General features: G+C 63.3%; 18 protein-coding genes. 5 read left to right on the plus strand and 13 right to left on the minus strand.

Features of this window, described 5'->3' with window-relative positions; translation table 11 throughout:
* Positions 1-71: 71 nt before the first annotated feature.
* Positions 72-1,064, minus strand: a complete 993-nt coding sequence (locus tag AC3A5O_RS21220) for a diaminopimelate epimerase (protein WP_487753680.1) — start codon at positions 1,062-1,064, stop codon at positions 72-74.
* Between the two features lie 170 nt (positions 1,065-1,234).
* Between AC3A5O_RS21220 and AC3A5O_RS21225 the strand changes: the two genes are divergently transcribed.
* Entirely contained in the window at positions 1,235-2,386 is a 1,152-nt protein-coding gene (locus tag AC3A5O_RS21225; protein ID WP_122569517.1) for an MFS transporter, read from the plus strand.
* 214 nt (positions 2,387-2,600) lie between these two features.
* Here the strand turns inward: AC3A5O_RS21225 and AC3A5O_RS21230 are convergent, their stop codons facing one another.
* The 11 genes from AC3A5O_RS21230 to AC3A5O_RS21280 all read right to left on the minus strand — a co-directional run bounded on the left by AC3A5O_RS21230 (position 2,601) and on the right by AC3A5O_RS21280 (position 17,297).
* Entirely contained in the window at positions 2,601-5,039 is a 2,439-nt protein-coding gene (locus tag AC3A5O_RS21230; protein ID WP_487753681.1) for a TonB-dependent siderophore receptor, read from the minus strand.
* Positions 5,040-5,136: 97 nt separating this feature from the next.
* Positions 5,137-6,120: a FecR family protein gene (locus AC3A5O_RS21235; RefSeq protein WP_305467744.1), complete on the minus strand. Its 984-nt coding sequence runs from the start codon at positions 6,118-6,120 to the stop codon at positions 5,137-5,139.
* 37 nt (positions 6,121-6,157) lie between these two features.
* Complete coding sequence (locus AC3A5O_RS21240; protein WP_060741413.1) at positions 6,158-6,658, minus strand: sigma-70 family RNA polymerase sigma factor; 501 nt, start codon at positions 6,656-6,658, stop codon at positions 6,158-6,160.
* 227 nt (positions 6,659-6,885) lie between these two features.
* Positions 6,886-7,326 carry a carboxymuconolactone decarboxylase family protein gene (locus AC3A5O_RS21245; protein ID WP_053123536.1) on the minus strand — a complete coding sequence of 147 codons (441 nt, stop codon included), beginning with the start codon at positions 7,324-7,326 and terminating at the stop codon, positions 6,886-6,888.
* 269 nt (positions 7,327-7,595) lie between these two features.
* Positions 7,596-9,038 (minus strand): mechanosensitive ion channel family protein, encoded by a 1,443-nt coding sequence (locus AC3A5O_RS21250; protein ID WP_122569514.1) that lies wholly within the window; start codon positions 9,036-9,038, stop codon positions 7,596-7,598.
* A gap of 223 nt (positions 9,039-9,261) precedes the next feature.
* Positions 9,262-10,128, minus strand: coding sequence for a pirin family protein (locus tag AC3A5O_RS21255; RefSeq protein WP_487753682.1), 867 nt, complete (start codon positions 10,126-10,128; stop codon positions 9,262-9,264).
* 228 nt (positions 10,129-10,356) lie between these two features.
* A complete protein-coding gene (locus AC3A5O_RS21260) occupies positions 10,357-10,971 on the minus strand; it encodes a response regulator transcription factor (RefSeq protein ID WP_305490841.1) in 615 nt (204 codons plus the stop codon).
* A gap of 114 nt (positions 10,972-11,085) precedes the next feature.
* On the minus strand, positions 11,086-11,520 hold the full coding sequence (locus AC3A5O_RS21265; RefSeq protein WP_122569512.1) for a PleD family two-component system response regulator: 435 nt from the start codon (positions 11,518-11,520) through the stop codon (positions 11,086-11,088).
* Positions 11,521-11,772: 252 nt separating this feature from the next.
* The gene (locus tag AC3A5O_RS21270; RefSeq protein ID WP_487753692.1) at positions 11,773-14,991 is read right to left on the minus strand and encodes a transporter substrate-binding domain-containing protein; all 3,219 of its coding nucleotides are present in this window, start codon (positions 14,989-14,991) and stop codon (positions 11,773-11,775) included.
* A 342-nt stretch (positions 14,992-15,333) separates the two neighbouring features.
* The gene (locus tag AC3A5O_RS21275) at positions 15,334-16,668 is read right to left on the minus strand and encodes a lysine N(6)-hydroxylase/L-ornithine N(5)-oxygenase family protein (RefSeq protein WP_305467745.1); all 1,335 of its coding nucleotides are present in this window, start codon (positions 16,666-16,668) and stop codon (positions 15,334-15,336) included.
* Between the two features lie 146 nt (positions 16,669-16,814).
* Positions 16,815-17,297 carry a sigma-70 family RNA polymerase sigma factor gene (locus AC3A5O_RS21280; protein WP_122569510.1) on the minus strand — a complete coding sequence of 161 codons (483 nt, stop codon included), beginning with the start codon at positions 17,295-17,297 and terminating at the stop codon, positions 16,815-16,817.
* A gap of 435 nt (positions 17,298-17,732) precedes the next feature.
* Between AC3A5O_RS21280 and AC3A5O_RS21285 the strand changes: the two genes are divergently transcribed.
* From AC3A5O_RS21285 to AC3A5O_RS21300, 4 genes are all read left to right on the plus strand, one after another.
* On the plus strand, positions 17,733-18,884 hold the full coding sequence (locus AC3A5O_RS21285; protein ID WP_122569509.1) for an efflux RND transporter periplasmic adaptor subunit: 1,152 nt from the start codon (positions 17,733-17,735) through the stop codon (positions 18,882-18,884).
* Positions 18,885-20,855 (plus strand): MacB family efflux pump subunit, encoded by a 1,971-nt coding sequence (locus AC3A5O_RS21290; RefSeq protein WP_487753683.1) that lies wholly within the window; start codon positions 18,885-18,887, stop codon positions 20,853-20,855.
* Positions 20,856-20,865: 10 nt separating this feature from the next.
* The gene (locus AC3A5O_RS21295; protein ID WP_487753684.1) at positions 20,866-22,260 is read left to right on the plus strand and encodes an efflux transporter outer membrane subunit; all 1,395 of its coding nucleotides are present in this window, start codon (positions 20,866-20,868) and stop codon (positions 22,258-22,260) included.
* Between the two features lie 519 nt (positions 22,261-22,779).
* Positions 22,780-23,106 carry a DUF6124 family protein gene (locus tag AC3A5O_RS21300; protein WP_305481898.1) on the plus strand — a complete coding sequence of 109 codons (327 nt, stop codon included), beginning with the start codon at positions 22,780-22,782 and terminating at the stop codon, positions 23,104-23,106.
* Between the two features lie 207 nt (positions 23,107-23,313).
* Here the strand turns inward: AC3A5O_RS21300 and pvdP are convergent, their stop codons facing one another.
* Entirely contained in the window at positions 23,314-24,930 is a 1,617-nt protein-coding gene (gene pvdP / locus AC3A5O_RS21305; RefSeq protein ID WP_122569505.1) for a pyoverdine maturation tyrosinase PvdP, read from the minus strand.
* Positions 24,931-25,175: the final 245 nt, after the last annotated feature.

Raw genomic sequence — 25,175 nt, forward strand, 5'->3', positions numbered from 1 at the left:
GAAGACCCCTTGTGGGAGCGAGCTTGCTCGCGATAGCGGTATAAGCCGCACCGCAAAACGTCCAGAAATCCCTATGCCACAAGCCGCGCCGTACCAAACAACCTGACCCGCACCAACTCACCCGCCTCCTCTTCCAGCAAAATCGGCGCAGTGCCGCCGGGCATCACCACCCTCACCGCCCCCGCCTTCACCCAGCCCACCCGCCACGCAGCACTGGCCACCGCACTGGCGCTGGTGCCCGAGGACGCGGTGGGCCCCTCGCCCCGCTCGAACACCCGGGCAACGATCCGCCCTTCGGCCTCGCGCCAGGCCCATTGCAGATTCACCCCCGCCGGGCACGGAACGCCGGCCCCAGCGGGCACCGCATAAGCGATGCGGGTCAGGTTTTGCGACAACGCCGGGGCGCGCATTTGCGTGTTGCTCGGAAGCGCCTCGGCAGCCTCCGTCAGGGTCACGCAATGCGGATTGCCGATGTTCACGAACTGACTGTTGCCCCACGCCGGACTCAATGCGTGGAGTGCCGCCACCCGACTGACATCGCGCTGATTGAACACCACGCTCTCCACGCGTTGGGCAGCGACGGCTTGAGGCCCAAAAAGCGGGTTCCCCAAGTCCAGCCAGAAGCCCTGCACACCCTCGAATTCGGCGGCTCGCACCGATGTCTGCAGCGGCGACAAGCCCTGGTGTTTGTCGTGGTGCACCTGCAACAAGCAATCACCCTCGCTCGGCATCAAGCCTTGCTCTTTCAGCGCCTGGGAGAAAATCGTCAAGCCGTTGCCGCTGCGTTCGGCCAGGGTGCCGTCGGTGTTGACGATCAAAACGTCAAAGGGCGGTTCATCCTGGAACGGGCCGACCAACAGGCCGTCGCTGCGATGGGCCTTGGCATCCGGCGGTGCTTCGCCCGGCGCCCAACCGCAGAAGGCATGCACGGCGGCCGTGGTCCAGGACTCGCGCCGCTGTGCCGCGAGGGCGGCTGACGGCGGCAGATCAATACCATGGTCACGCACCTGTCGCGGGGAGACGACGCCATACATATTGCCGCGTGCATCATAAAACTGCGTCATGGACCAGACCCAAAATCAGCCAGCAAGGGCCGGTACTTTATGCTGGCACAGGCTGCGGGAGCAAAGCCTGCGCGTTGATCGGCACCTTGGGGTCGCGGTGCGGTCAGTGGATATGCAAGCATAGGCCCCCTGCCTGCACCACCGCACCGCACGAAAGCCAAGGACGTTTCATGACTGCCATCACGCCCCCGCCCACCTTTATTCCAGGACGCCTGGAACAGATGTCCACCCGCATCGCTTACCTCATCGCCGGCATCGGCATCGCCGCCTGGGCGCCGCTGGTGCCTTACGCCAAAGTGCGGGCGAACCTGGATGAAGGCACCCTCGGGTTGCTGCTGTTATGCCTGGGGGTCGGGTCGATCCTGGCGATGCCGATTTCCGGCGCACTGGCGGGGCGGTTCGGCTGCCGTCGGGTGCTCAGCGGCGGCACGATTCTGATCTGCCTGGCGTTGCCGTTGTTGGCGACAATGACCTCCCTGCCTTGGCTGGTGGCCGCGTTGTTCCTGTTTGGCGCCGGGCTCGGCACCGTGGACTCGACCGTGAACCTGCAAGCGGTGATCGTCGAGCGGGCCAGTGGCAAGACCATGATGTCGGGTTTCCACGGCATGTTCAGCCTCGGCGGGATCATTGGCGCGGCTGGCGTCAGCGCCTTGCTCGGCCTGGGGCTTTCGCCGCTGGGGGCGACGTTGGTGGTCAATGGCGTGCTGCTGGTGGCGCTGTTCAAGGCCGCGCCGCACCTGTTGCCCTACGGCAGTGAAAGCTCGGGACCGGCGTTTGCCATTCCCCATGGCGTGGTGTTGTTCATCGGCATCCTCTGCTTCATCGTGTTCCTGGCCGAAGGCGCGGTGCTGGACTGGAGCGCAGTGTTCCTGACCACCGAGCGGGGTGTGGATACCGCCTATGCCGGGCTGGGTTATGCCGCCTTCGCGCTGACCATGACCGTCGGCCGCCTGACCGGCGACTCGGTGGTGCATCGCCTGGGTGCCAAGCGCGTGATCATCTATGGCGGGTCAATCGCAGCCGCGGGGTTCCTGCTGGCGACCCTCGCACCGATGTGGCAAGCGGCGCTGCTGGGGTATGCGTTGGTCGGGGCCGGGTGTTCGAACATCGTGCCGGTGCTGTACACCGCCGTCGGCAAACAGACCCTGATGCCCGAAGCGATCGCCGTACCGGCCATCACCACCATCGGCTATGCCGGCATCCTTGCGGGGCCGGCGCTGATTGGTTTCGTGGCCCATGGCAGCAGCTTGAGCATTGCCTTCGGGCTGATTGCGATATCGCTGGTGGCGGTGGCGGCCAGTGGGAAAGTGTTGAAGGTCTGAGGCCTCTCACCATCCTCAGTGGACAGGAGATTTATCTGTGGCGAGGGGATTTATCCCCGCTGGGCTGCGAAGCGGCCCCAAACCAGCTCCCTCAAACATATCTGACACACCGAGGTGTTGATGATTGGGGCTGCTGCGCAGCCCAACGGGGATAAATCCCCTCGCCACAGATCAACCCCTCGCCACAAAAGTACGCATCAACCCTGGATTTTCATCAAAAACCCACACTGGCCTGCACAAAGAACGTACGCGGTGCGCCGACATAGATGCCCGAGTTGTTGTCGCTGGAACGGGTGTAGTACTGGTGATCGAACAGGTTCTTCACCCCGGCGCCGACTTTCAGGTTCGACAACTGTGCACCGAAGTCATAGCCGGCGCGCACGTTCCAGAGCACGTAGCCCGGCATGTCGCCGTACTGCCCATCGGCGGCGCCATCGGTGATGTAGTCGCCGCTGAAACTGCCATCGGCGTTCACGCTGTTGCCCGGTGCTCGCTGCTTGGACTGGGCGAAAGCGTCGAGGTTATAGGTCCAGCGGTTGACGTCGTAGCGCAGGCCCACGTTGGCCACCTGGCGGGAGTAGAACGGCAGGTCACGGCCCTTGAAGCTCGGGATCTGGCCTTCGTAAGTCGCGCGGGTGTAGGTGAAACCGGCGTTGGCGGTGAGGCCTTCGAGACGTGGGTCGAGCGCGGCCATGTCGTAATGCACCGAAGCCTCCAGCCCCTGGTGTTTGGTCGCGCCCATGTTGGTCCAACCCACGTCGTTGCTGATGTACTGCAGCTCATCGTCAAAGTCGATGTAGAACAGCGTCACTTCGCCGCCCCAGACGTCATCGTTGTAACGCGTGCCGATTTCGTAGGTCTTGGCCTTTTCCGGGCTCAGGCCGTTGGCGGTGTTGTTGCCGTCGCCGCCCTGGCCGAGCTGGAAGTATTGCAGGCTGCCGAACGAGGTCTCGTAATTGGCGAACAGCTTCCAGGCATCGGACAGGTGATACATCACACTCAGGGCCGGCAACGGTTCGTTGCTGTCGATGCTGCGGCGTTTTTCCTGCACGGGGCGGCCGGCGGTGTCGAGCACCGGGCGGTCATGCCATTCGGTGCTGATGCTTTCGAAGCGGATGCCCGGGGTGATAGTCCATTTGCCGACGTCGATCTTGTCATCGATGTACACCGCGTGGGCTTCGGTGCCGCCAGTACGGTCCTGGTAGACGTGGCCGTCGGCCCCCGGGCGCACAACCGGTTCGTTATTGCGCAACGCCAGGCGGCTGGCCTCTTCGTGCATGCCTTCCTTGAGGTAGCGATAACCGACGCTGGCTTCCTGGGTGGTAGGGCCGAGATCGAACACATGGGACACCCGGGGCTCGATGCCGAAGGTGTAATAGGTGCGCGGGTAGGACACCAGGTTGCGCTGATCCCGCGAGGCGATGGTGCTGCCACGGTAGCTGTCGGAGTAATAGGTCAGCACTTCGGCCTGGGTGCGCTCGTTGATCTCGCGGATCCACTTGAACGACACATCCTTGCGCCGGCCGCTGAAGTTGTCCCAGTCGCGGTCGGATTGGTACGGATCCGCGTCGTACTGGGCCTGGGTCAGGCCACCGGGCATGTCGGCCTTGGCGTCGTAGTAGTGGAAATTCAGCGAGAAGTCGTCGACATCGGTCGGCGCCCAGTGAGTCTTGAGAATGACATCGTCGATGTCGTTGCCGTTGTTGCTCTGGCGATACCCGTTGCCGTTGACGCCGGAATACAGCAGTGCCACGCCCAAGCCGTTGTCGGCTGTGCCGCCGAGGAAAGCCGTGTCGATGTGTTTCCAGCCGCCGCGTTGGGAGGTTTCCAGGGTGGTGCCGATTTCACCGGTGGCTTTTTCCGGAATGGCACGGGTCACGAAGTTGATCACCCCGCCGACGTTCTGCGGCCCGTAGCGCACGGACCCGGCGCCGCGCACCACGTCGATGCTGTCCAGGTTGCCCGAGGAAATCGGCGCCATGGACAGTTGCGGTTGGCCATAGGGCGCGAACGCTGCCGGTACGCCGTCGATCAATACCGTGGAGCGTGGCGACAAGCGCGAGGTCAGGCCACGCACGCCGACGTTCAGGGAAATGTCGCTGCCACCGGTGCCGTTGGCCTCTTGCACCTGCACACCCGGCACCCGCCGCAGCACGTCGCCGACGTTCATGGCGCCCTGCTCCACCATCGCTTCGCGGCGGATCACCGTACGCGCACCAGGGTGGTTCTGCACCACTTCGGCGTTGGCATCGCCGAGCCAGTCACCGACCACCTGGATTTCAGTGGCACCCAGCTCCAACGGGCCGGCACCGGATGCCGAGGGTGCCGGCAACACGGTCGCCGAACCGTCATTGATCTGGTATTGCAGGCCGCTGCCTTGCAGCAATTGGCGCAAGGCCGCTTCCGGGGACAGGTTGCCATCCACCGCCGGCGCCTGCTTGCCCGCCACCAGCTCGGGGCTGAAGAACACTTGCAACGCGGTCTGCTGGCCGAGCTGGCTCAAGGCTTGCCCCAACGGCTGCGCCTGGATGTGGATGGCGGTGGCGGCCTGATCGGCGAACGCCTGGGGCACGGCGGCGCTGACCGCCAGGGTCAGGGCCAGGGGCAGCCAGCGTACGGAGGTACGGTTGTTGTTTTTGGCGGTTGTTTTCACGTCGAACCTTGTCCTGTTGATCGCAAGAATACGCGTCTGTTAATGCAAACCAGTTGCAGTTGGACAAGAAGACGAAGAACTCGGAAAAAACCTGAATTTATCGTGCGATTATTTCCTGGCTGCCGTCATCCAGACTGCGCACGGCCACCGGCAGGATGTTCGGCAGCGCCTTGAGCAATGCCTCGGGATCGTCGGCGCGGAACACGCTGGTCAGGCGCAGCTTACCCACCGCCGCACTGCCGACCCGCAGGGGCTGGAGGCGATAACGGGAGACTTCTTCAGCCACTTCACTCAAGGGCGCGTCATTGAACACCAGCTTGCCGTTGCGCCAGGCCGTGAGTGCATCGGCGTTGATCGCGTACGGTGCGGCGACGTTGCCCTGGGCATCGATCTGGGTGCCGAGGCCCGGCGTGAGGCTGACGAACGGTGCCTTGGGCGCGCCGCGTCCCCGGACCTTGACGCTGCCCTGCGCCACCGCCACCCGGGTCTTGTCGGCATCGCGGCGCACATCGAAGCGCGTCCCGGTGACCGTCACCTGGCCGTTGCCCGCATCGACGGTGAAAGGCCGGCCGGCATCATGCTCGACCGTGAACAACGCCTCGCCTTCGGCCAGTTCCACCCGACGTTGACGGTGTGCGAACTGAATCCGCACCCGGCTACGGCTGTTGAGGTCGATCACCGAACCGTCCGGCAAGGCAATATGCCGACGCTCGCCGAGCGCGGTGGCAAACTCACCGCTGTAATCGGTAGAAGAACTCAAGCCACTGAACAGACCCAGGCCGACCGCCACCGCCAGCAACCCGGCGGCGACGGCGTAGCGTAACAGCGGCCGGCGCTTGGGACGTTCGGCAGGTGGCTCGCACAGCGCTCGCAGACGGTCCTTGGGCAGCAAGTCCGTGGCGCTCCAAATGCCCTGGAGCAATTGAATCTCGTCACGGTGATTGGGATGCTCGTCCAGCCAGGCTTCGAAACCCTGACGCTCCTCGACACTCATGGCAGGCGCTTGCAAACGCACGAACCATTGCGCCGCCGCGTCGCGAACCCTGTCCTGCCCGCACGGGCATTCACGGCTATCCATCATGGAAGGTCCTGTGGCTCAGGTGAAAGAGGGCGACGGATCATTGGCCTGGACCGTCCAGGCGATCGCGCAGATGCCGCAGGGTGCGGATCATATACTTTTCCACCATGTTTTTTGACAGGCCCAGGCGCTCGGCGATTTCTGCCTGGGTCAGGCCTTCGATCTTCTGCCATACGAACACCGTGCGGCAGTTGGCCGGCAGCTCGGCAAGCGCCCGTTCGATGGAGTCCGCCAGTTGGATCGCATGCATGAAGTGCTCCGGGTCGCCCGAAAACGACTGACCAGGGTCGATGACAGCCTCTTCCATGGCCCCCCGTCGATCTTCGCGCCGATAGCCATCCACTGCAATGTTGCGCGCCGTCTGATGCAGATACGCCCGTGGCTGCTCGACCCCACTCGAATCGGACTCGAGCACCCGCACGAAGGTGTCATGGGCCAGGTCCTCGGCCTGCTGGCGATTACGCAGGCGACGGGTCCAGGTGCCGATCAACTCTTCGTAGTGCTCGAAAAAGCCGGGTCTGCGGGGCAGCTTGGGGGTCATCACGGCGCGCTGTGGGAACGGGGCGTGAATAGTAATGGTTACTATTAATGAGAAGCAAACCTATTACGGCGCCTGTCGTCCGAAGCTTAAAATGAGGATTAAATCTATGTGGGAGCAAAGCTTGCTCGCGATGGCGGTGTGTCAGTCAATGGTGCATGGACTGTTGGACCGCTATCGCGAGCAAGCTTTGCTCCCACAGGCTACCCACACAGGTATTTTTTCTCTGATTACGCCTCAGGCATCTTGCGAAACCCCACCGCTAAGCGGTTCCAGCCATTGATGGCGTTGATCGCCACGGTCAGGTCGACCATTTCCTTGGGGCTGAAATGCTCGCTCAGCAAGGCATAGTCGGCGTCCGGTGCGTGAGTGTCGCTCAGGCGGGTCAGGGCTTCGGTCCAGGCCAGTGCGGCGCGCTCGCGGCCGGTGAAGAACGGCGCTTCGCGCCAGGCGGTCACGGCGTACAGGCGACGTTCGGTCTCGCCGTCCTTGCGGGCGTCGGCGGTGTGCATGTCGATGCAGAACGCGCAGCCGTTGATTTGCGAGGAGCGCAGCTTGACCAGTTCCAGCAGGGACTTCTCCAGGCCCAGGTTCGAGGCGGCGTTTTCCAGGGCCAGCATGGCTTTGAAAGCGTCGGGGGAAGCGGTGTAGAAATCGATACGCGGTTGCATGGTGAACTCCAGGACAATTGGGTGTAGCGCTACGTTAGCCGTGCAGTGGCGCGGTACAAATAGCCAATTGTTGGGAAGTTCGGGTGGCCAATGGCAGACCGATGCTATTCCTTTGGGAAGAACACGAATCTATCGTGGCGACGGGATTGTGGGAGCAAGGCTTGCCCGCGATGGGTGCGATGCAGTCCTTCAGAGATCGAGGCGCCTGTTTCGCGAGCAAGCTTTGCTCCCACACAGCGAGGGAGCGGTGCTTGTCGTTCAGATAGGCTTCAGGCCCGGCTGCGCAACCATTGCAGAAAGCGCTTCTTGGCGATTGGCTTGGGGACTTCGCGGGTCAGGTTCTGGGCCAGGTGCATGCGCACGTCCAGGAGGTTTTTCATCGCGTCGTTGATGTCGCGACGGGCCTCCAGGCACGGCTTGAGGTAACTGTTTTCGATGCGGTACAGGGTACAGAAAGTCTTGGCGGAAAAATTCGCCAGGGCCGCCTGCTCGGCGACGATCCCGGCTTCGCCGATCACTTCCCCCGGCCCCATGCGGCCGCCCTCGAGTGGCTGGCCGTTGCGCATGAGGGTCACGCTGACCACTCCCGACTCGATGATGAACAGATGATCACTGACCTCCCCCGCTGCCAGGATCACGTCGCCGGCGCGGAAGGTTTGCAGGGTCATGTTCTGGCTGAAGGTGTCTTTCTCATCCTGGCGCAGGGTGGAGAAAATGTTCGAGCTTTCCAGTAAGGCCCGAGGCCGCGACGCCACCTGGGGCGTGGCGCTTTCACTGGTGGACAGCAGGCTCACGCCCGATGCTTGCAAATGCCGGAACGCCAGGTCGAACAACTGATTGCGCACCGTGCGTTTCAGGGCCATGGAGGCAACGAACCCGCTGATTTCATACTCCGCCCCGCCGCTGCCGCTGCTTTTGAGGGCGACGCTGGGGGCCGGGATGGCGAGTAGGGAACGACAGCCGATCATGGCCCGCTCCAACGCGTCGATCACGGTTTGTGGCCGCGCGTGAGGGCTGACCTGGATGCTGATGGACAAGCCATGGACATCGCTGGGTCGGCTGAAGTTGATGACCTTGGCCTTGGCCGCCAACGAGTTGGGAATCACCGCCATGCTGCCCTGGGCGGTCTGCAAGCGCGTGGCCCGCCAATCGATGTCAGTGACCCGGCCTTCGGTGCCGTCGATGGAAATCCAGTCATCGAGCTGGTAGGGCTTGGTGGTGTTGAGCACGATCCCGGAGAACACGTCGCTGAGGGTGCTCTGCAAGGCCAGGCCGACGATGATCGCCATCGCACCGGACGTGGCCAGCACGCCCTTGACCGGCAAATCCAGCACATAGGCCAGGGCCGCGATGACGGCGATCAGGAAAATCACCGCGCCGAGCAAATCCTGCAACAAGCGTCCGGTGTGGCCGACCCGCTGCATCAACGCCACCACGATCAGCACCGTCAGGGTTCGCGCGGCGAACAGCCACCAGGTAATCTGCAAACCGGTAGCGGCCAGGTGCCGAGGCACGTCGTCGACCCACTGCGCCGGCACCATGGGATTGAGGCCTTCATTGAACAGCAGCACGCTGAACAACGAAAAAATCACCAGCCTTGCGCCGACTTTCCAATAGATCCGATCCGCACTGACCAGGTGCCACATCAGTAGGTCGAAGACCAGCAGCGCCAGGGCACAGAGCAGCGGGTGCTCGGAGATCAGAAACAGCATCGGGACAGCTCCAGGAGGGCGATTGGCGAAGATTGGCACAGATTGACGACGCTGTAGAGATCCCCGCAGATCCCCATGCAGATACCCATGTGGAAGATCCCCATGTGGGGAGCGAGCTTGCTCGCGATTGCGGTGTGTCAGTCAATGATGCATGGACAGTTCGATCGCTATCGCGAGCAAGCTCGCTCCCACAGTGGGTACTAAGTGGCTGTTGTTTTCGCGTTCAGTCATCCATCCGGCCAAAGCGCCCGGAGTGGAAATCATTGAAGGCCTGGTGGATTTCCTGTTCGCTGTTCATCACGAACGGCCCATGGCCAACGATGGGTTCGTCGATCGGCTCGCCACTGAGCAACAGCACCACCGCGTCGTTATTGGCTTGCAGGTTCAGTTGGTCGCCGGCCCGGTCGAACAGGGCCATCTGCCCGGCCTCGACCCGTTCGCGGCCATTGGCCTGGACCGAGCCCCGCAGCACCACCAGGGCGGTGTTGTGGCCTTCGTGCAGGTCAAGGGTGAGGGTTTTCCCGGCATTCAAGCGGATGTCCCAGACGTCGATGGGGGTGAAGGTCCGCGCCGGGCCTTGGTGCCCCTCGAAGCGCCCGGCGATCAGGCGCAGGCTGCCGGCGTTGTCCTTCAAGGCGATGTTCGGAATATCGCCCTTGAGGATTGTCTGATAGCCGGCCGGGGCCATCTTGTCCTTGGCGGGCAGGTTGACCCACAGTTGGACCATCTCCATGAACCCGCCCTGCCGGGCAAAGGCTTCGGAGTGGAACTCTTCGTGGATGATGCCGGACGCGGCGGTCATCCATTGCACGTCGCCGGGGCCGATCTTGCCGCCGCTGCCGGTGGAGTCACGGTGCTCCAGTTCGCCCTGGTAGACAATGGTCACGGTTTCGAACCCACGATGGGGGTGCTGGCCGACGCCACGACGCTCGCTGGTCGGCGTGAATTCGGTGGGGGCGGCGTGGTCCAGCAGCAGGAATGGGCTGATGTGCTTGCCCAGGTTGTCGTAGGAAAACAGCGTGCGCACCTGGAAACCGTCGCCGACCCAATGGGGCCGCGGGCTGGTGTAGAGGCCGATGATGTTTTTCATGCTGTGTCTCCAAAATCAGGTACTGCGATTTGATGGACACAGCTTAAAACCGACACCCTTTATGCACTAGACGGTAAAAACCGGCCTTAGCGTTCTATCCAGAGAACGACGAATAAAAACCTGTGGGAGCGAGCTTGCTCGCGATAGCGGTGTCTCAGCCGAAGATGCATCGACTGACAGAACGCTATCGCGAGCAAGCTCGCTCCCACAGGTTTGGGGGTAGCTCATTCAAAGATGATTGCGCTTGGCAAACTCCGACAGCCCCACCAAGGATTGCAACCCGAGTTTTTCCAACAGCCGAGTCTTGTAGGTGCTGACGGTTTTCGGACTCAGGAACAGGCTTTCAGCGATGTCCTTGCCGCGCATGCCCATGGCCAGCATGCGCAAGATGGACAGCTCGCGGGTGGAGAGGCTTTCCAGCGCCTGTTGCTCACTGCGTTGCTGGAAGTCCAGCCGGACGGACATCTGGGGAAAATAGGCATAACCGGACTTCAATGCCTGGATGGCCTTGGTCAGTTCCTTCAGGTCGCTTTTCTTGGTCACAAAGCCTCGGGCTCCGGCCGAGATGCAGCGGTTGCAGAAGTGCTGCGCATCCTGGGAGGTGAACACCAGCACGCCGCATTCAGGAAACTGGGCGATGATCCAGACCAGCAGGTCCAGGCCGTCGAAACCGTTCATCACCAGGTCCAGGATCACCAGGTCTGGCGCGCCCTCCTTGATGAGGGCCCTGGCATCGGCCGCGCCGCTGGCGTCCCTGATTTGGGTGAACGCCTCATTCTGGCAAATAAGCCGCAGCGCCCCTCGTATGACAGGGTGGTCATCCACGATCAACACGTCTTTCAAGGCAGTTCCCCAAAACAATACAAACGGCACCGGCGCCATGACCACACCGGACTCTTGCACAAGCGCCGGGCCTTGCCACCTGTCAGGCCTGACAGGGCAGACCAACGGTCAGGTTCAGTGTCCATGCCCCTGCCTGAGGGGACGCCCCCATGCTGGCAGCGGCTCATGGACCTGAGGATCAACCCGCTCCATCAAGCGCCGCAGTGAAGCCAGGTCAGGCAGTGGCGCCTGGCTCAAGTGCAGGCTCGATCGACGCGCGACAGGCACCGGCGACTGACTGGCCGGTTGCGTGTTGTAAATCATCCCGTGGCGAACCTGTGGGTTATAGACAACAAAATCGTGCAGATCCAGTGCACCACCGGCCAGTTGGGCGTTGACGACAATCAGGTCGAACGGCTCGCTGCCGTATTCCACCAGCGTCAGCAACTCCTGCAAATGGCTCACGGGGACAATCCGGAAATAGCCCTGTTGGTTGAACAGACGCTCCAGCACGATTCGATGGGTATGTTGGGTATCGGCAATCAGGATACGGAGTGCTTTGTTCGGCATGGCAAGCTTTCCAATAGCAATGCGCCAGGTAGGCACCGGCTCAAGAACATTAAGGGCGCTCAGGCTAGAGGAAGCGTTTGAAGGGCGATGTAGGACTATTCCTAAAATGAAGCCAGACACAGCCCCTATGACGATGGAATTTATCCTGCACGGCGCTTTGTAGGCGCTGGCGAAGCCTGCGATCTTTTGCTTGGGATTCAAGTGTCTGGGGAAAGATCGCAGCCTCGTTGCACTCGTCAGCTCCTACAGTTCCTACTCGGCTACGACGCCTTCCATGTAGGTCTTGAGTCGTTCCGCCAGGTGCTCGATGGCTTGGCGAAGGTCTTCCACGGCTTCAGCAAGCAGCGACCTGTCGCCTTCTCGACAAGCGCTTTCCAGTGCCTCGCAGGCGGCGATCAGACGTTGCGCCTGGATGATCCGCGCCCCGCCCTTGATCCGGTGTGCCAGGTCCGCCAGGCCTGGCAAGTCCTGTCGGGTGGCCAACTGCAGCAGTCGCGCTTGATCTTCGGCATTGCTGTTGACCAGCTCCTCCAACAGCGCCCTGATGGCGCGCGTGTCACCACCGGTCAATTGCTCCAGGCCGGTCAAGTCGAGGCCATCGCTGGACTGGGGCGCCCGCGCATCCGGCATGACCGAGGCCAGGCACGCATTGAGTGCCCTGAGGCCGATGGGCTTGAACAGGCAATCATCCATCCCGGCCTCGGCGCAACGCTCCTTTTCCTCGGGCTGGGCGTTGGCCGTGAACCCCAGGATCAGCACCGGCGACAGGTTGCGGTCGCGCTCTTCGTCGCGAATGGCCCGGGCCAGTTCGTAACCGCTCATCAAGGGCATGTTGCAGTCGGTGATGACCACATCGAAGTGTTCGCCGCGCCAGGCCTGCAGACCTTCGACACCGTTCTGTGCCTCGCGGACGCGATGCCCCAGGTAGCCCAGTTGCTGGGACAACAGCAAGCGGTTGGCCGGGTAGTCGTCGACCACCAGAATACTCAGCGCCGGGACCGGCAGCAGCGCCTCGACCTCGGCAGGCGCCGCCGGCAGCGCATCGAGCAAGGGCAGGTCCAGCAGAACCTCGACCTGCGTGCCCTCCCCCGGCACGCTGCGCAACGTCAGGGTGCCGCCCATCATCTCGCATAACGTGCGGCTGATGACCAACCCCAACCCGGAACCGCTGCGGACCGATTGAGGGTGATGGCCGGCCTGGGTAAAGGGGCTGAACAAGCGGCGCTGATCCTCGGGGGAAATGCCGCAACCGGTGTCCTCGACTCGCAGGCAAATGCCAAGACGCCCGTGTTCAGCGTCCAGCTCGCCGTGCACACTCAGGTGCACTTCGCCCTGGTCGGTGAACTTGATGGCGTTGCTCAACAGGTTCGAGACGATCTGCTTGAAACGCAATGGATCAATCAACACGTCGCGGTTGACCCCGACGTCCAGCACCCAGTGCAAACGCAGGTGCTTCTGCCAGGCCAGGCCCTCGAAGATCCGCGCCACCGACTCGATCAACGTGTGCAGATTGGCCCGTTGCGGCGCCAGCGACAGCTTGCCCGACTCGATGCGGGCGATGTCGAGGATGTCGCCGATCAAGTCCAGCATGCCGTGGGCAGCACCCGACGCGACTTCGATGGCGAATCGGTCCACGACGCCCTGGTCGGCTTTCTTCAGCGCCAGCTCCAGCAGGCCGATCACCGCATTCATGGGTGTGCGGATCTCATGGCTCATGGTCGCCACGAAGGTGGTCTTGGCCCGATTGGCCTCGTCGGCGCTTTCCTTGGCCACGCGCAATTGTTCCAGCAGGCGCCGCAGATAAACACCCCAGCCCAAGGCCACCAGCAACAGCAGCGCAGCAACGGCGAATCCCTGGAGGATCGTGGTGCGGTTGCGCAGCCAATAACTGTCGTCGATCACCACCTCACTGCGCCAGCGGTTGGTCAGTTCGTCCATCTCTTCCGGCGTGATGCTCAACAACGCCTTGTCCAGGATCGAGTAAAGCTCCAAGGCGCCCCGGTTCGTCGCCAGGGCAACGTGCGCGGGCAACGTGCCCACGGTGCTGGTGACTTGCAGCGTGTCGCGGTACTGGCGGGAGATCATGTAGCGGGCGCTGATCAGCGGATTGATCGCAGCGTCCGCCGTGCCGGCGGCGACCATGGCCATGGCGTCGGCCGCATTCTGCGCCGCCACCAGCTGCACGCGGGGGAACTGCTCCAGCAGGAACTCGCGCAGCACATTGCCACGCACCAGGGCCACGCGCTTGCCCGCCATCTGGTCCAAGGTCAGCGCCTTGGCCCTGACCGGCACCACCAGCACGAACGGGTTCGCCAGGTACGGTCGGGTAAAGCGCAACTCGTCCTCGAGTTCGGCACTGGGGATGGCGGTCGCCAGGACGTCGGCCTTACCGCTCTTGATCTGCCCGATCAAATCATCAACCGAATCACCCCGCTGCACATCGAATTTCAAACCAGTGCGCAGGCTGACGCGGGCCAGCACATCGGCGCCGATGCCGCGCAAATGGCCTTGCTCGTCGAAGAACGTCAGTGGCAGGAAGTTTTCGTTGACCGCCACCCTGATCCGCGGATGGGCATCCAGCCAACGCTGCTCGTTGACGCTGAAATGCAGCGCCTGCTGACCGGGCATGCTCGCCCCGCCAGCGCTCCAACGCCGCAGGATGATCATGCGTTCGCTGGCGGGAATGGCTTGCAACGCGGCGTTGACGATGCGCAACACGCGCCCATTGTCGCGATTGACCGCAAAGGCGAACGGCTGCACTTCCAGGCGCGAGAAATCAGCCAGTTGGACGTTGTTCAGATAATTTTTGCTGATCAGGTAGTTGGTACTGATCGAGTCCCCCAGGTAGACGTCGGCCTGACCAAACGCCACGGCGCCGATGGCGCTCAAGGTCGAGGGGAACAACTGCAAGGAGGCCTCGGGATAAAACGCCTCGACGGTTTCCGGCGGCAAGTAGTGATAGAGCATCGCCACCCGCTTGCCCGCCAGGTCCGTGGGCAAGTCCTGGCTGTCGTCGATGCGGGCCACGAGGGTCGGCAAGTCATCGGCATAGGGCTGGGACATCGTCAGGTCCGGATCGGCGGCTTCGAAGCCGTTGGCGGTGCCGAGCAGGTCGATCTCACCGCCGCGCAAGGCCTGGAGCAATTCGGCGTGGGACGGATAGCGCTGGACCTGCACCTTGACGTGCAACAGTTGCCCCAGCAATTGCGCATAGTCGGCGGTCAGGCCTTCGTAGTCGCGACCATTGCCGGTGATGCTGAAAGGCGCATAGTCCGGCGCCGAGGCACCCAGCAGCAACGTGCCCTTTTGGCGCAGCCAGGCCCAGTCGGCGGCGTCGAGGGACACCGAATAATCATCCACGTGGGAGCGCCCGAGCACCTGCAACGACTCAGGCGCCGCGTCCACCGGTGGCGCCACACTCAAAGAGCCCAGCAACAGCGCCACCAGGCCTGTGCGTAGAAGCAGCATCATCTGGTCAGGGTGTTTCGCTTGGCGTAGTCGGCCCGGAACACCGTCGACTGCACATTCAGTCAGGGTGACCGGCTGCGGGTTCAGACTGCCAATACGAGGGAACAGCGAACCGTCGATGCGCCTGTCGAACAGACGCATGACATGAGTGTAGGAAGTTTCTGAAGAATTTCCTGTGAGTGACTGGAGGCCAGGACCCGAACCTGTGGGAGCGAGCTTGCTCGCGAAGGCGTCAGCTCAGCCAATATTGAAGTGACTGACACGACGCCATCGCGAGCAAGCTCGCTCCCACAGGGGGGTGCGTTGACTGATAGATTTCTTGCGAGTGACTCGCTCCCACAGGGCCTATACGGCGGCGAGCAACCGATCACGCACCGGACGCGCCTGCCCGCGATTGTTCCCATGCTCATACAGCGAACCGGCGATCTCATCGGCACGCACCGGCAGGATCGACAGCAAGGTGTCGCTCAGGCCATGGCTGGCCTGGCAGAAGCCCTGCATGTAGATCGCCGCCTTGCAGCGTTCGTCGGTGATCAGCTTGTAGTTGCGATCCACCTCGAAATCCCCCAGGTACTGCGCCAGCGGCTCCAGCAGGGTGCGGTGCATCTGCCGCTCGTAACCGGTGGCCAGCACTACGGCGTCATAACGGCGCACCGTCAGCTCGCCGGTGGCATTGTTGCGCATCGCCAGTTCCACGCCGGCGTCAGTGGCCGTGGCTTTCTCGATCGTGGTGAGGGTGCGGAACGCATGACGGGCAATGCCAGAGACTTTCTGACGATAGAAAATCCCGTAGATGCGTTCGATCAGGTCGATGTCCACCACCGAATAGTTGGTGTTGTGGTACTCGTTGACCAGCCGCTCGCGCTCGCTGTGGGGTTGCTGGAACACCAGGTCGGTGAACTCCGGCGAGAACACTTCGTTGACGAACGGGCTGTCGTCCGCCGGCTTCAAGGCCGAGCCGCGCAGGATCATGTCGACCTGTGCCGAAGGGAAGCTGTCGTTGAGGTCGATGAAGGCCTCCGCCGCGCTCTGCCCACCGCCGATGATGGCGATGTTCATCGGCTGGCCCTTCACGCATGGCTGGCTCGCCATGCGTTCCAGGTACTGGGAATGGTGGAATACCCGCGCGTCATCCCTGAAGGCCTTGAACGCCTCGGGGATGCGCGCCGTACCACCGGCACTGACCACCAGCGAACGGGTGGTACGCACCAACTCTTCGCCCTGGGCATCCCGGGAAATCACCCGCAGCGCTTCGACCTGCTGGTTGTGCAGCACCGGTTCGATGCGCAGCACTTCTTCGCCATAGCGGCTCTGTTCGGTGAAGTGTCCGGCCACCCAGCGCAGGTAGTCATTGAACTCCATGCGGCACGGGTAGAAGGTGCCCAGGTTGATGAAGTCCACCAGGCGACCATGGTGCTTGAGGTAATTGACGAACGAATACGGGCTGGTGGGGTTGCGCAGGGTCACCAGGTCCTTGAGGAAGGAAATCTGCAACTCGCTCTGGGTCACCAGGGTGTTGCCGTGCCAGCGGTAGTCGGCCTGCTTGTCGAGGAACAGCACGTCCAGTTCACCCTGGACCGGCCCCCGCTCCTGCAGCGCGATGGCCAGCGCCAGGTTCGAAGGGCCGAAGCCAATGCCGATCAAGTCGTGAACGATGGGCGATGCAATTGCCTGTGTCATGTCCAGTGTCCTCTGGAAAAGCCCCTCAACAGGGCACGAAAAGCCTGGGGAACCTGACCGGCATTCGCGGCGCCGGCAAGTCGTCTGTTGAGAGGAACGAGGACAATGAAAAAAAATTTACCGCCGGGTGACCGGCGACGATCGAATCAGGGCGCGTCCCACTGACGCACGCGAACGCGACAGTGCTTCATGGCGTTGACGATGTGCTTTTCCACCAATGCCCGGGAAATGCCCAGGCGCTCGGCGATTTGCGGGTGGGACAGGCCTTCGAGCTTGCGCAGCAGGAAACTCTCGCGGCACAGCGGCGGCAGCTCGGCCAGGGCGCGCTGCAGCATGTCCAGGCGCTGGCCATGATCGAGGCTGGTGTGGGGCGACGGCGTGAAGAAGCGTTCTTCACTGTCCAGCACATCCAGGGATTCGACCTGGCGCAGGGTATTGCGCCGATGCCCGTCGATCACCAGGTTCAGCGCCGTGCGGTAGAGGAATGCCCGAGGCTGTTCGATGGGCGTGTCGCTGGCACGCTCCAGCACCCGCACGTAGGCGTCATGCACCACATCCTCGGCCGCCTGGCGGTTGCCTAGCTTGGCGTTCAGGAAACACACCAGCTCGCGATAGTAGTTTTCCAACATGACTCCCGTGCGCAATGACTGCGACAGCTATCCCTGTGCCACCCGGCATGCCGGAAAAGGGCATGGCACGATAGTGGCAGATTCAATCGCGTAATTTATAGTAATTCTCATATAGATTTAAAGCATTGGTTTGTATCTAGGCGGATTCGTTTATTTCCATTGGCGCCGAGTACCGCTGGTGTGGCGAGGGAGCTTGCTCCCGCTGGCCTGCGCAGCAGGCCCAAAGCAGGCGACACTTTTAAAACTGGGGACTCAGGTCCTGGGGCCGCTTCGCGGCCCAGCGGGAGCAAGCTCCCTCGCCACGGGCCATGTCGTTTCAACTGCTACCAAGTATTTCACCCCACTAAATTCCTGCCCGGAACGCTCGTTTACCAGAACAGCCCCCCGTCCCCGCCCTTCCTGGGATGGGCCCGATATCACCGGCCGGAACCCTGCATGAAACGTCCCCGCCCTACCCGACGCGCCTGGCTTCTCACCTTTGCCCTGCTTCCGGCCGTGGCCTTCGCCGCGTGGCAAGCGGTCGTGCCCAGCCGTGCGCCCCTGGTCACCGCGCCCGTTACCCGTGGCGATATCGAAAACAGCGTCACCGCCCTCGGCACCCTGCAACCCCGACGTTACGTGGATGTAGGCGCCCAGGCGTCCGGGCAGATCCAGAAGATTCACGTGGAAGCCGGCGACGAGGTGCGTGAAGGCCAACTGCTGGTGGAAATCGACCCGTCCACGCAAAAAGCCAAGCTCGACGCCGGGCGTTTTTCGATTGAAAACCTCAAGGCCCAGCTCCAGGAGCAGCGCGCCCAGCACGACCTGGCGCAGCAGAAATTCCGCCGCCAGCAGCAACTCAAGGCCGGCGGCGCCACCCGCGAGGAAGACGTGCAGACCGCCCAGGCCGAAGTGCGGGCGACCCAGGCGCGCATCGACATGTTCCAGGCGCAGATCCGCCAGGCCCAGGCCAGCCTGCGCAGCGACGAGGCCGAGTTGGGTTACACGCGCATCTATGCGCCGATGAGCGGCACCGTGGTCGCCGTCGGAGCCCGGGAAGGCCAGACCCTCAACGCCCAGCAGCAAACCCCGTTGATCCTGCGCATCGCCCGGTTATCGCCCATGACCGTCTGGGCCGAAGTCTCGGAAGCCGACATCGGCCACGTCAAGCCAGGCATGACCGCCTACTTCACCACCCTGGCCGGCGGCAGCCGGCGCTGGAGCAGTACCGTTCGGCAGATCTTGCCGGTGCCACCGCGCCCGCTGGAAGCCAGCCAGGGTGGCAGCCCCACCGGCGGGCGCAGTGGCAGCGAACGGGTGGTGCTCTACACCGTGTTGCTCGACGTCGACAACGCCGACCGCGCGCTGATGACCGACATGACTGCCCAGGTGTTTTTCGTCGCCGCCCAGGCCCAAGACGTACTGACCGTGCCCAGCGCCGCATTGCAAGACAATGCCGGCCAAGTGCAAGTGCTGGCCGAAAACGGCGAGGTTCAGCCGCGGACCGTGCGTACCGGCGTCAGTGATCGACTGCGCACCCAGATCGTCGACGGCCTGAATGAGGGCGAGCGGGTGCTGATCGGCTCGGCTGTCGGCAGCGGGGGCTGAATGAACACGCCCCTGATCGAACTACGGGACATTCGCAAGGCCTACGGCGGTGGCGACAGCCCCCGGGTGGAGGTGCTGCGCGGCATCGATTTGTCCATCCACGCTGGGGAATTCCTGGCGATTGTCGGCGCCTCCGGTTCCGGTAAATCGACCCTGATGAACATCCTCGGCTGCCTCGACCGCCCCACCAGCGGCGAGTACCGTTTCGCCGGCGAAGACGTCGCCAATCTGGGCAGCGATGAACTGGCCTGGCTGCGACGCGAAGCGTTCGGCTTCGTGTTCCAGGGCTATCACCTGATTCCTTCCGGCACCGCCCAGGAGAACGTCGAGATGCCGGCCATCTACGCCGGCACCTCCGCCGCCGAGCGCCACGTCCGGGCCAGCGCCCTGCTCGAGCGCCTGGGCCTGGCCAGCCGCACCGGCAACCGTCCCCATCAGCTCTCCGGCGGGCAGCAGCAACGGGTGTCGATTGCCCGGGCCTTGATGAACGGCGGCCACATCATCCTCGCCGACGAACCCACCGGTGCCCTCGACAGCCAGAGCGGCATCGAGGTCATGGCGTTGCTCGACGAACTGGCGAGCCAGGGCCACGTGGTGATCCTGATCACCCACGACCGCGAAGTGGCGGCCCGGGCCAAGCGCATCATCGAGATCCGTGATGGGCTGATCATCAGCGACAGCGCCACCGCTTTGCCCCACGACGCGCAAGCCAATCCAAAGGCGTTGCAAGCCGTGGACCTGCGCCAGCGCCTGAGTGCCGGCAGCGAACACAACGGTGCCTGGAAAGGCGAGCTGCTGGACGCCATACAGGCAGCATGGAGGGTGATGTGGATCAATCGCTTTCGCACCGCCCTGACCCTGCTCGGCATTGTCATCGGCGTGGCCTCGGTGGTGGTGATGCTGGCCGTGGGCGAAGGCAGCAAGCGCCAGGTCATGGCCCAGATGGGCGCCTTCGGCTCCAACATCATCTACCTTAACGGCAGCGCCCCCAGCCCGCGTGCCGCCAAGGGCATCATCCGCGACGATGACCTGGCCGCCCTCGCCGCCCTACCCGAAGTGCAACGGATCATGCCGGTCAACGGCGCCGAAGCCAGCGTGCGCTTCGGCAACCTCGACCACACCAGCTATGTGGGCGGCAACGATACGAACTTCCCGACCATCTTCAATTGGCCGGTGGCCGAGGGCAGTTACTTTACCGACGCCGATGAACGCGGCGCCGCGGCGGTGGCGGTGATCGGCCACAAGGTCCGGCAGAAACTGCTCAAGGACGTCGTCGACCCCATCGGCCGTTACATCCTGATCGAGAACATGCCGTTCCAGGTGGTCGGCGTGCTGGCGGAAAAAGGCTCCAGCTCCGGGGATTCGGACGCCGACAATCGCATCGCCGTGCCCTACTCCGCCGCCAGCGTGCGGTTGTTCGGCACGCGTCATCCCGAATACGTGGTGATCGCCGCCCGGGACGCCGGCAAGGTCAAGGAGGCCGAACAGGCGATCTCCCGCACCCTGTTGCGCCTGCACGACGGCAAACAGGATTTCGAGCTGACCAACAACGCCGCGATGATCCAGGCCGAAGCGCGCACCCAGGGCACGCTGTCGCTGATGCTCGGTGCCATTGCCGCGATTTCGCTGTTGGTGGGCGGCATCGGCGTGATGAACATCATGCTCATGACCGTGCGCGAACGCACTCGCGAGATTGGTATCCGCATGGCCACCGGCGCCCGCCAGCGCGACATCCTGCGCCAATTCCTCACCGAAGCAGTGATGCTCTCGGTGGTCGGTGGGGTCACCGGTATCGGCCTGGCCCTGCTGGTGGGCGGCGCGTTGCTGCTGGGCAAGATCGCCGTGGCCTTTGAATGGCTGGCGGTGTTCGGTGCCTTCGGCTGCGCCTTGGTCACCGGCGTCGTCTTCGGCTTCATGCCCGCCCGCAAGGCCGCCCGCCTCGACCCGGTCGCGGCCCTCACCAGTGAATGAACCCCACCCTATGAAAGCGCACCTGACCCTCCTGGCCGCCAGCCTGTTGCTGGCGGCCTGCGCCACCCCGGTGTCGGCACCGGACAGCGGCATCCAGCCGCCACCGGCCTGGCAGCACCTCGATACACCCAGCGCCCGCGCGGACAACCAGCAGTGGTGGACCCATTTCGGCAGCCCGCCATTGAACCGGCTGATCGAACAGGCGCGACGGGACAGCCACGACCTGGCCGCCGCCATGGCCCGGGTGCGCCAGGCCCAGGCCAGCGCGGTGATCGCCGGCGCGCCGTTGCTGCCAGCGGTCACGGCCGGGCTCAACGGTAATCGCCAGGAGTTGCTGCGGGGCAAGGGCTACAGCCAGCTGGACGTGGATCGGAACAACCGCACCATCGATTACTACGACGCCAACCTCAGTGCCACCTATGAGCTGGACTTCTGGGGTGGCAAACGGGCGGCTCGGGACAGTGCGCTGAGCACGCTGGCGGCCAGCCAGTTCGACCGGGCGACGGTGGAGTTGACTCTGCTCAGCGGCGTCGCCAACAGCTACACCCAGGCGTTGTCCCTGCGCGAGCAACAGCGCATCGCCGAACAGAACCTGGACAACGCCCAGCGCGTGCTCGACCTGGTGCAGACCCGCTACGACGCCGGCAGCGCCACGGCCCTGGAACTGTCCCAGCAAAAAAGCCTGGTGGCGGCCCAGCAACGCCGCGTGCCCCAAGTGCAGCAACAGGCCCGGGAAGCCGTGATCACCCTGGCGACGCTGCTGGGGCAACCGGTGCAGTCGGTCAGGCTCGATGACGACAGTTTCGACCGCCTGCACTGGCCGGCCATCGATGTCGGCGTGCCCAGCGAACTGCTGCGCCGTCGCCCGGACATCGCCGCCGCCGAAGCGCGCCTCACCGCCGCCCAGGCCGACATCACCGTGGCTCGCGCCGCCATGTTGCCCTCTGTCACCCTGGGCCTGAGCCTGGGCACTGGCGCCGACATCGCCGACCAGTTGCTGCGCAACAACGTCTACAACCTCACCGCCGGAATCGCCGCGCCGATCTTCAACAATGGTCGCCTGAAAGCCGAACGAAACAAAGCCAGCGCCCGTCAGGAGGAACTGCTGGAGCTCTACCGCGCCGCCATCATCAACGGCGTCGCCGACGTCGAAAAAGCCCTGAACGGCATCAACGGCCTCGACCGCCAACGGCAATGGCAAAGCGAAGAACTGCACCAGGCCCAGACCGCCTTCGACATCGCCCAACGTCGCTACCAGGCCGGCGCCGAAGACCTGCTCACCGTACTGGAAACCCAACGCACGCTGTACGCCGCCCAGGACATGAACGTGCAGCTGAGATTGGCGCGGGTGCAGGCGAGTGTGGCGTTGTACAAGGCGTTGGGCGGGGGCTGGCGGGTGATGTAGGCCTCGAACCCACCTTCAAGCCAAATAATACATTGCGGCTAGGGTGATCTCCTGTGGGAGCAAGGCTTGCCCGCGATGCAGACGACACGGTTTCCGAGGACCGAGGTGCCTGCATCGCGGGCAAGCCTTGCTCCCACAGATAAATCTCCTAGCCACAAATAGTGTTCGGCTTGGGTTCTGTTTATCCGGCCATGTAGGACTCCCGAGTGAGGCTACGTTGCCTTGCGTCATTGCCTACAACTACGCCAGAATCCGCCGGCTTGTGCGCCTAACCTCCTGTCGATAACTTGTTTCCCGTCACTGCCCATCAGTGATCGGGTCTGCAAGCCCGACGAAATACCAGGCGCATAGCCACAAGCCAATCGACACGTCCGTGTCGCTCAATGGCGGCTGTGTGCGGGAGACCTTCGGGTCTGCCGGGTTCCTGGTTTCCCGGTCTTGCAGACCCGCGCATAGCTGCCACCCATCATCTGCAAGTGATGTCTGGCAGCGCCCTTTGAATAATCAGGAGCTGCACCAATGTTCAAGATCACCCCCAATCCTCCCGAAGGCGATTCCAAAAAACTCGACGAAGCCGCCGACCGCGCCCTCTCCTACTACCTCGACCCCAAACCTGAAAAACCCACTCCACCGCCGGGCCAGTTGTTCACCGTTGCAGAGAGTGCGGACTTGGAATGCCTGCTGGCCAACCTCAGCGAAACCCTTGCGTCAGTCAATGTCATGGCCAACGAACTGGCCTTTGATCTGGAAGGCGCACGGCGGAGTTTTGCCCTGGGGATCCAGCAGATGGTCGAGCTGAGTGAGCTGCTGGCAAACCGTGCCTTGGACATTGCCGCGCCGCGTTAGCACCTCACACTAACCTCAAGCCAAGCGACATTTGTGGCGAGGGGATTTATCCCCGTTGGGCTGCGCAGCAGCCCCAAACCAGCTCCCTCAAAAATATCTGACACACCGAGGTGTTGATGATTGGGGCTGCTGCGCAGCCCAGCGGGGATAAATCCCCTCGCCACAACAGTGTTTGCCTTAAGTTCTGTGGACAGCGTGCAGAGGGAGTTAAACCGGTTTGGACTTGAGATTGCGCGCATACCACGGTCGTTGCGGCACACGGCGAAACAGTTCGGAGAGCTTTTTGTCATCGCTGCCGAACGTAATGCGCAGGGCAAGTTTCATGGTTTCCGGGTCCATTTCCACCGAGCGTCCGAGCTGCAGCCCCGGCGTGGTGCTGCAACCGTGGGTGTCCGGGCCCAGCCAAGGGTCGGCGATTTCCACCCAGCGGCCCGGGGCGAACCAGGGCACACCGCTGACCTTTAGCCGGCTCACTTCCCCCGGGTGGAAACGCTCGTGGGCGCGAAACCAGTCTTCGAGGCGGTCGTCGATCCAGCCGTGGAACGCCCAGAACACTGGGCTCACGTGGGAGGAAAACGGATCGCCGAGGAAGTCGTTTTCCGGGGCATACCAGCGCGCGGCGAAGTCGTCCGGGTCGCGGGCGAACGGCACTGGATGGCCGTTGGACGGGTCGCGCGGCACCGAGGCCCAGCGCATGTGCAGCCAGTCGTGCAGGCCCAGTTCCACTTCCGAACCGAACTGGCCAAGGGTCAGTTTCGACAGGTAGCGCGGGTCGCGATAGCGCGATTCCCAGACCTGGAAATTGCTGTGGTAGGTCTCGGCGGTCTTGATGTCGCTGACCCACTGGGCGTATTGCTCATCGCCATCGGCCAGCCAGGTAGGCGGCAAGGCCGTGCCGTCGTGGTTGTCGAAATAGCGGGCGAACCCCTGGCGATCACGCTCCAGCTCCGGTTGCGGCAAAGGAAAGCGCGGCCACGACGGCAGCGGCTGGAACGAACGGGCGGTGCCGAGCATGTGCCGGTGCATGAAAAAGAAGTCCACCCCCGAGCCGTTGCGATCCTTGCGCGGGCCGCGGGCGTCGCGCTCCTGATCCCTTGGGCCGGGCTGCCAGCCAATGCCGCGCAGGGCATTGCGCTTGTCTTCGTCCAGGGTGTGCCATTTGTCCCGCGAGGCGTGCCAGAGCTGGTGGAACAACCGGTGCTCGGGCGACACCAGCCAGGCCAGCAGCGCCGGGCTCAGCGGCGTGCGCTCGCGGGCCTCGGGGAAGCGCTGCTTGACGGCGACGAACTGATTGTCCTGCTCAGGCAACGCCAAGGGACGGTCCAGGCGCAACGCCCGACCGCTGAGGGTGGCGCTGCCGGCATTGCCGAAGCCGGCCCAGACTTCGTCCAGGGTCATGATGAATTCATAGTCCGGCGCGTCCTGTCGAGTACTCACCAACCGCCAGCTCAGTTGCTTCGGGTCGGTGCCGGCCAAGTCGCCCAACACCCGGTAACGCGACTCATCGGCACCGCGCAAGCGTTCGGCGCTGTCGAGGTACCCCACCAGGCCACGGCCCCTTTGGCCGATATCGAGGAAGATCTGTAGATCGTCCTGGGGCAAGCCTTCGAGACCGGCGTCGCGGCCGGTGAAACGGATCGTCCAGATGCCCCGCAACGTATCGGCCCGGCGCTGACCCGCCACGTCGGCCACGTCGAACGAGGCCTCGCCGGGGGTGATGGTCGGGTCCGGCCGGGTCAGTTCGCGATGCCCGTAATACACCGCAGGCACGGCGGCACCGGTCAGCGCCAGGCCTGCCATGAACCATCGTCGAGAAATCGTCATTGCCTTACCTGTGTTCGGCCCTGGAGCGGGCTTTATCCAAGCTAGAACGATGAGGGGGCTGTCAAATTTATAGGGGCTGTGAGGGCCTCATCGCGAGCAAGCTCGCTCCCACAATGAATCTGGTACATCCGCGAGAGATCGGTCGACTGTCAGACCGCCATCGCGAGCAGGCTCGCTCCCACAGGTTGACCGCGTTCCAATGTGGGAGCGAGCTTGCTCGCGATGGCGGCCCCAAGGGCACCTAA

It is taken from the genome of Pseudomonas sp. Soil_N_39 (assembly GCF_057655955.1).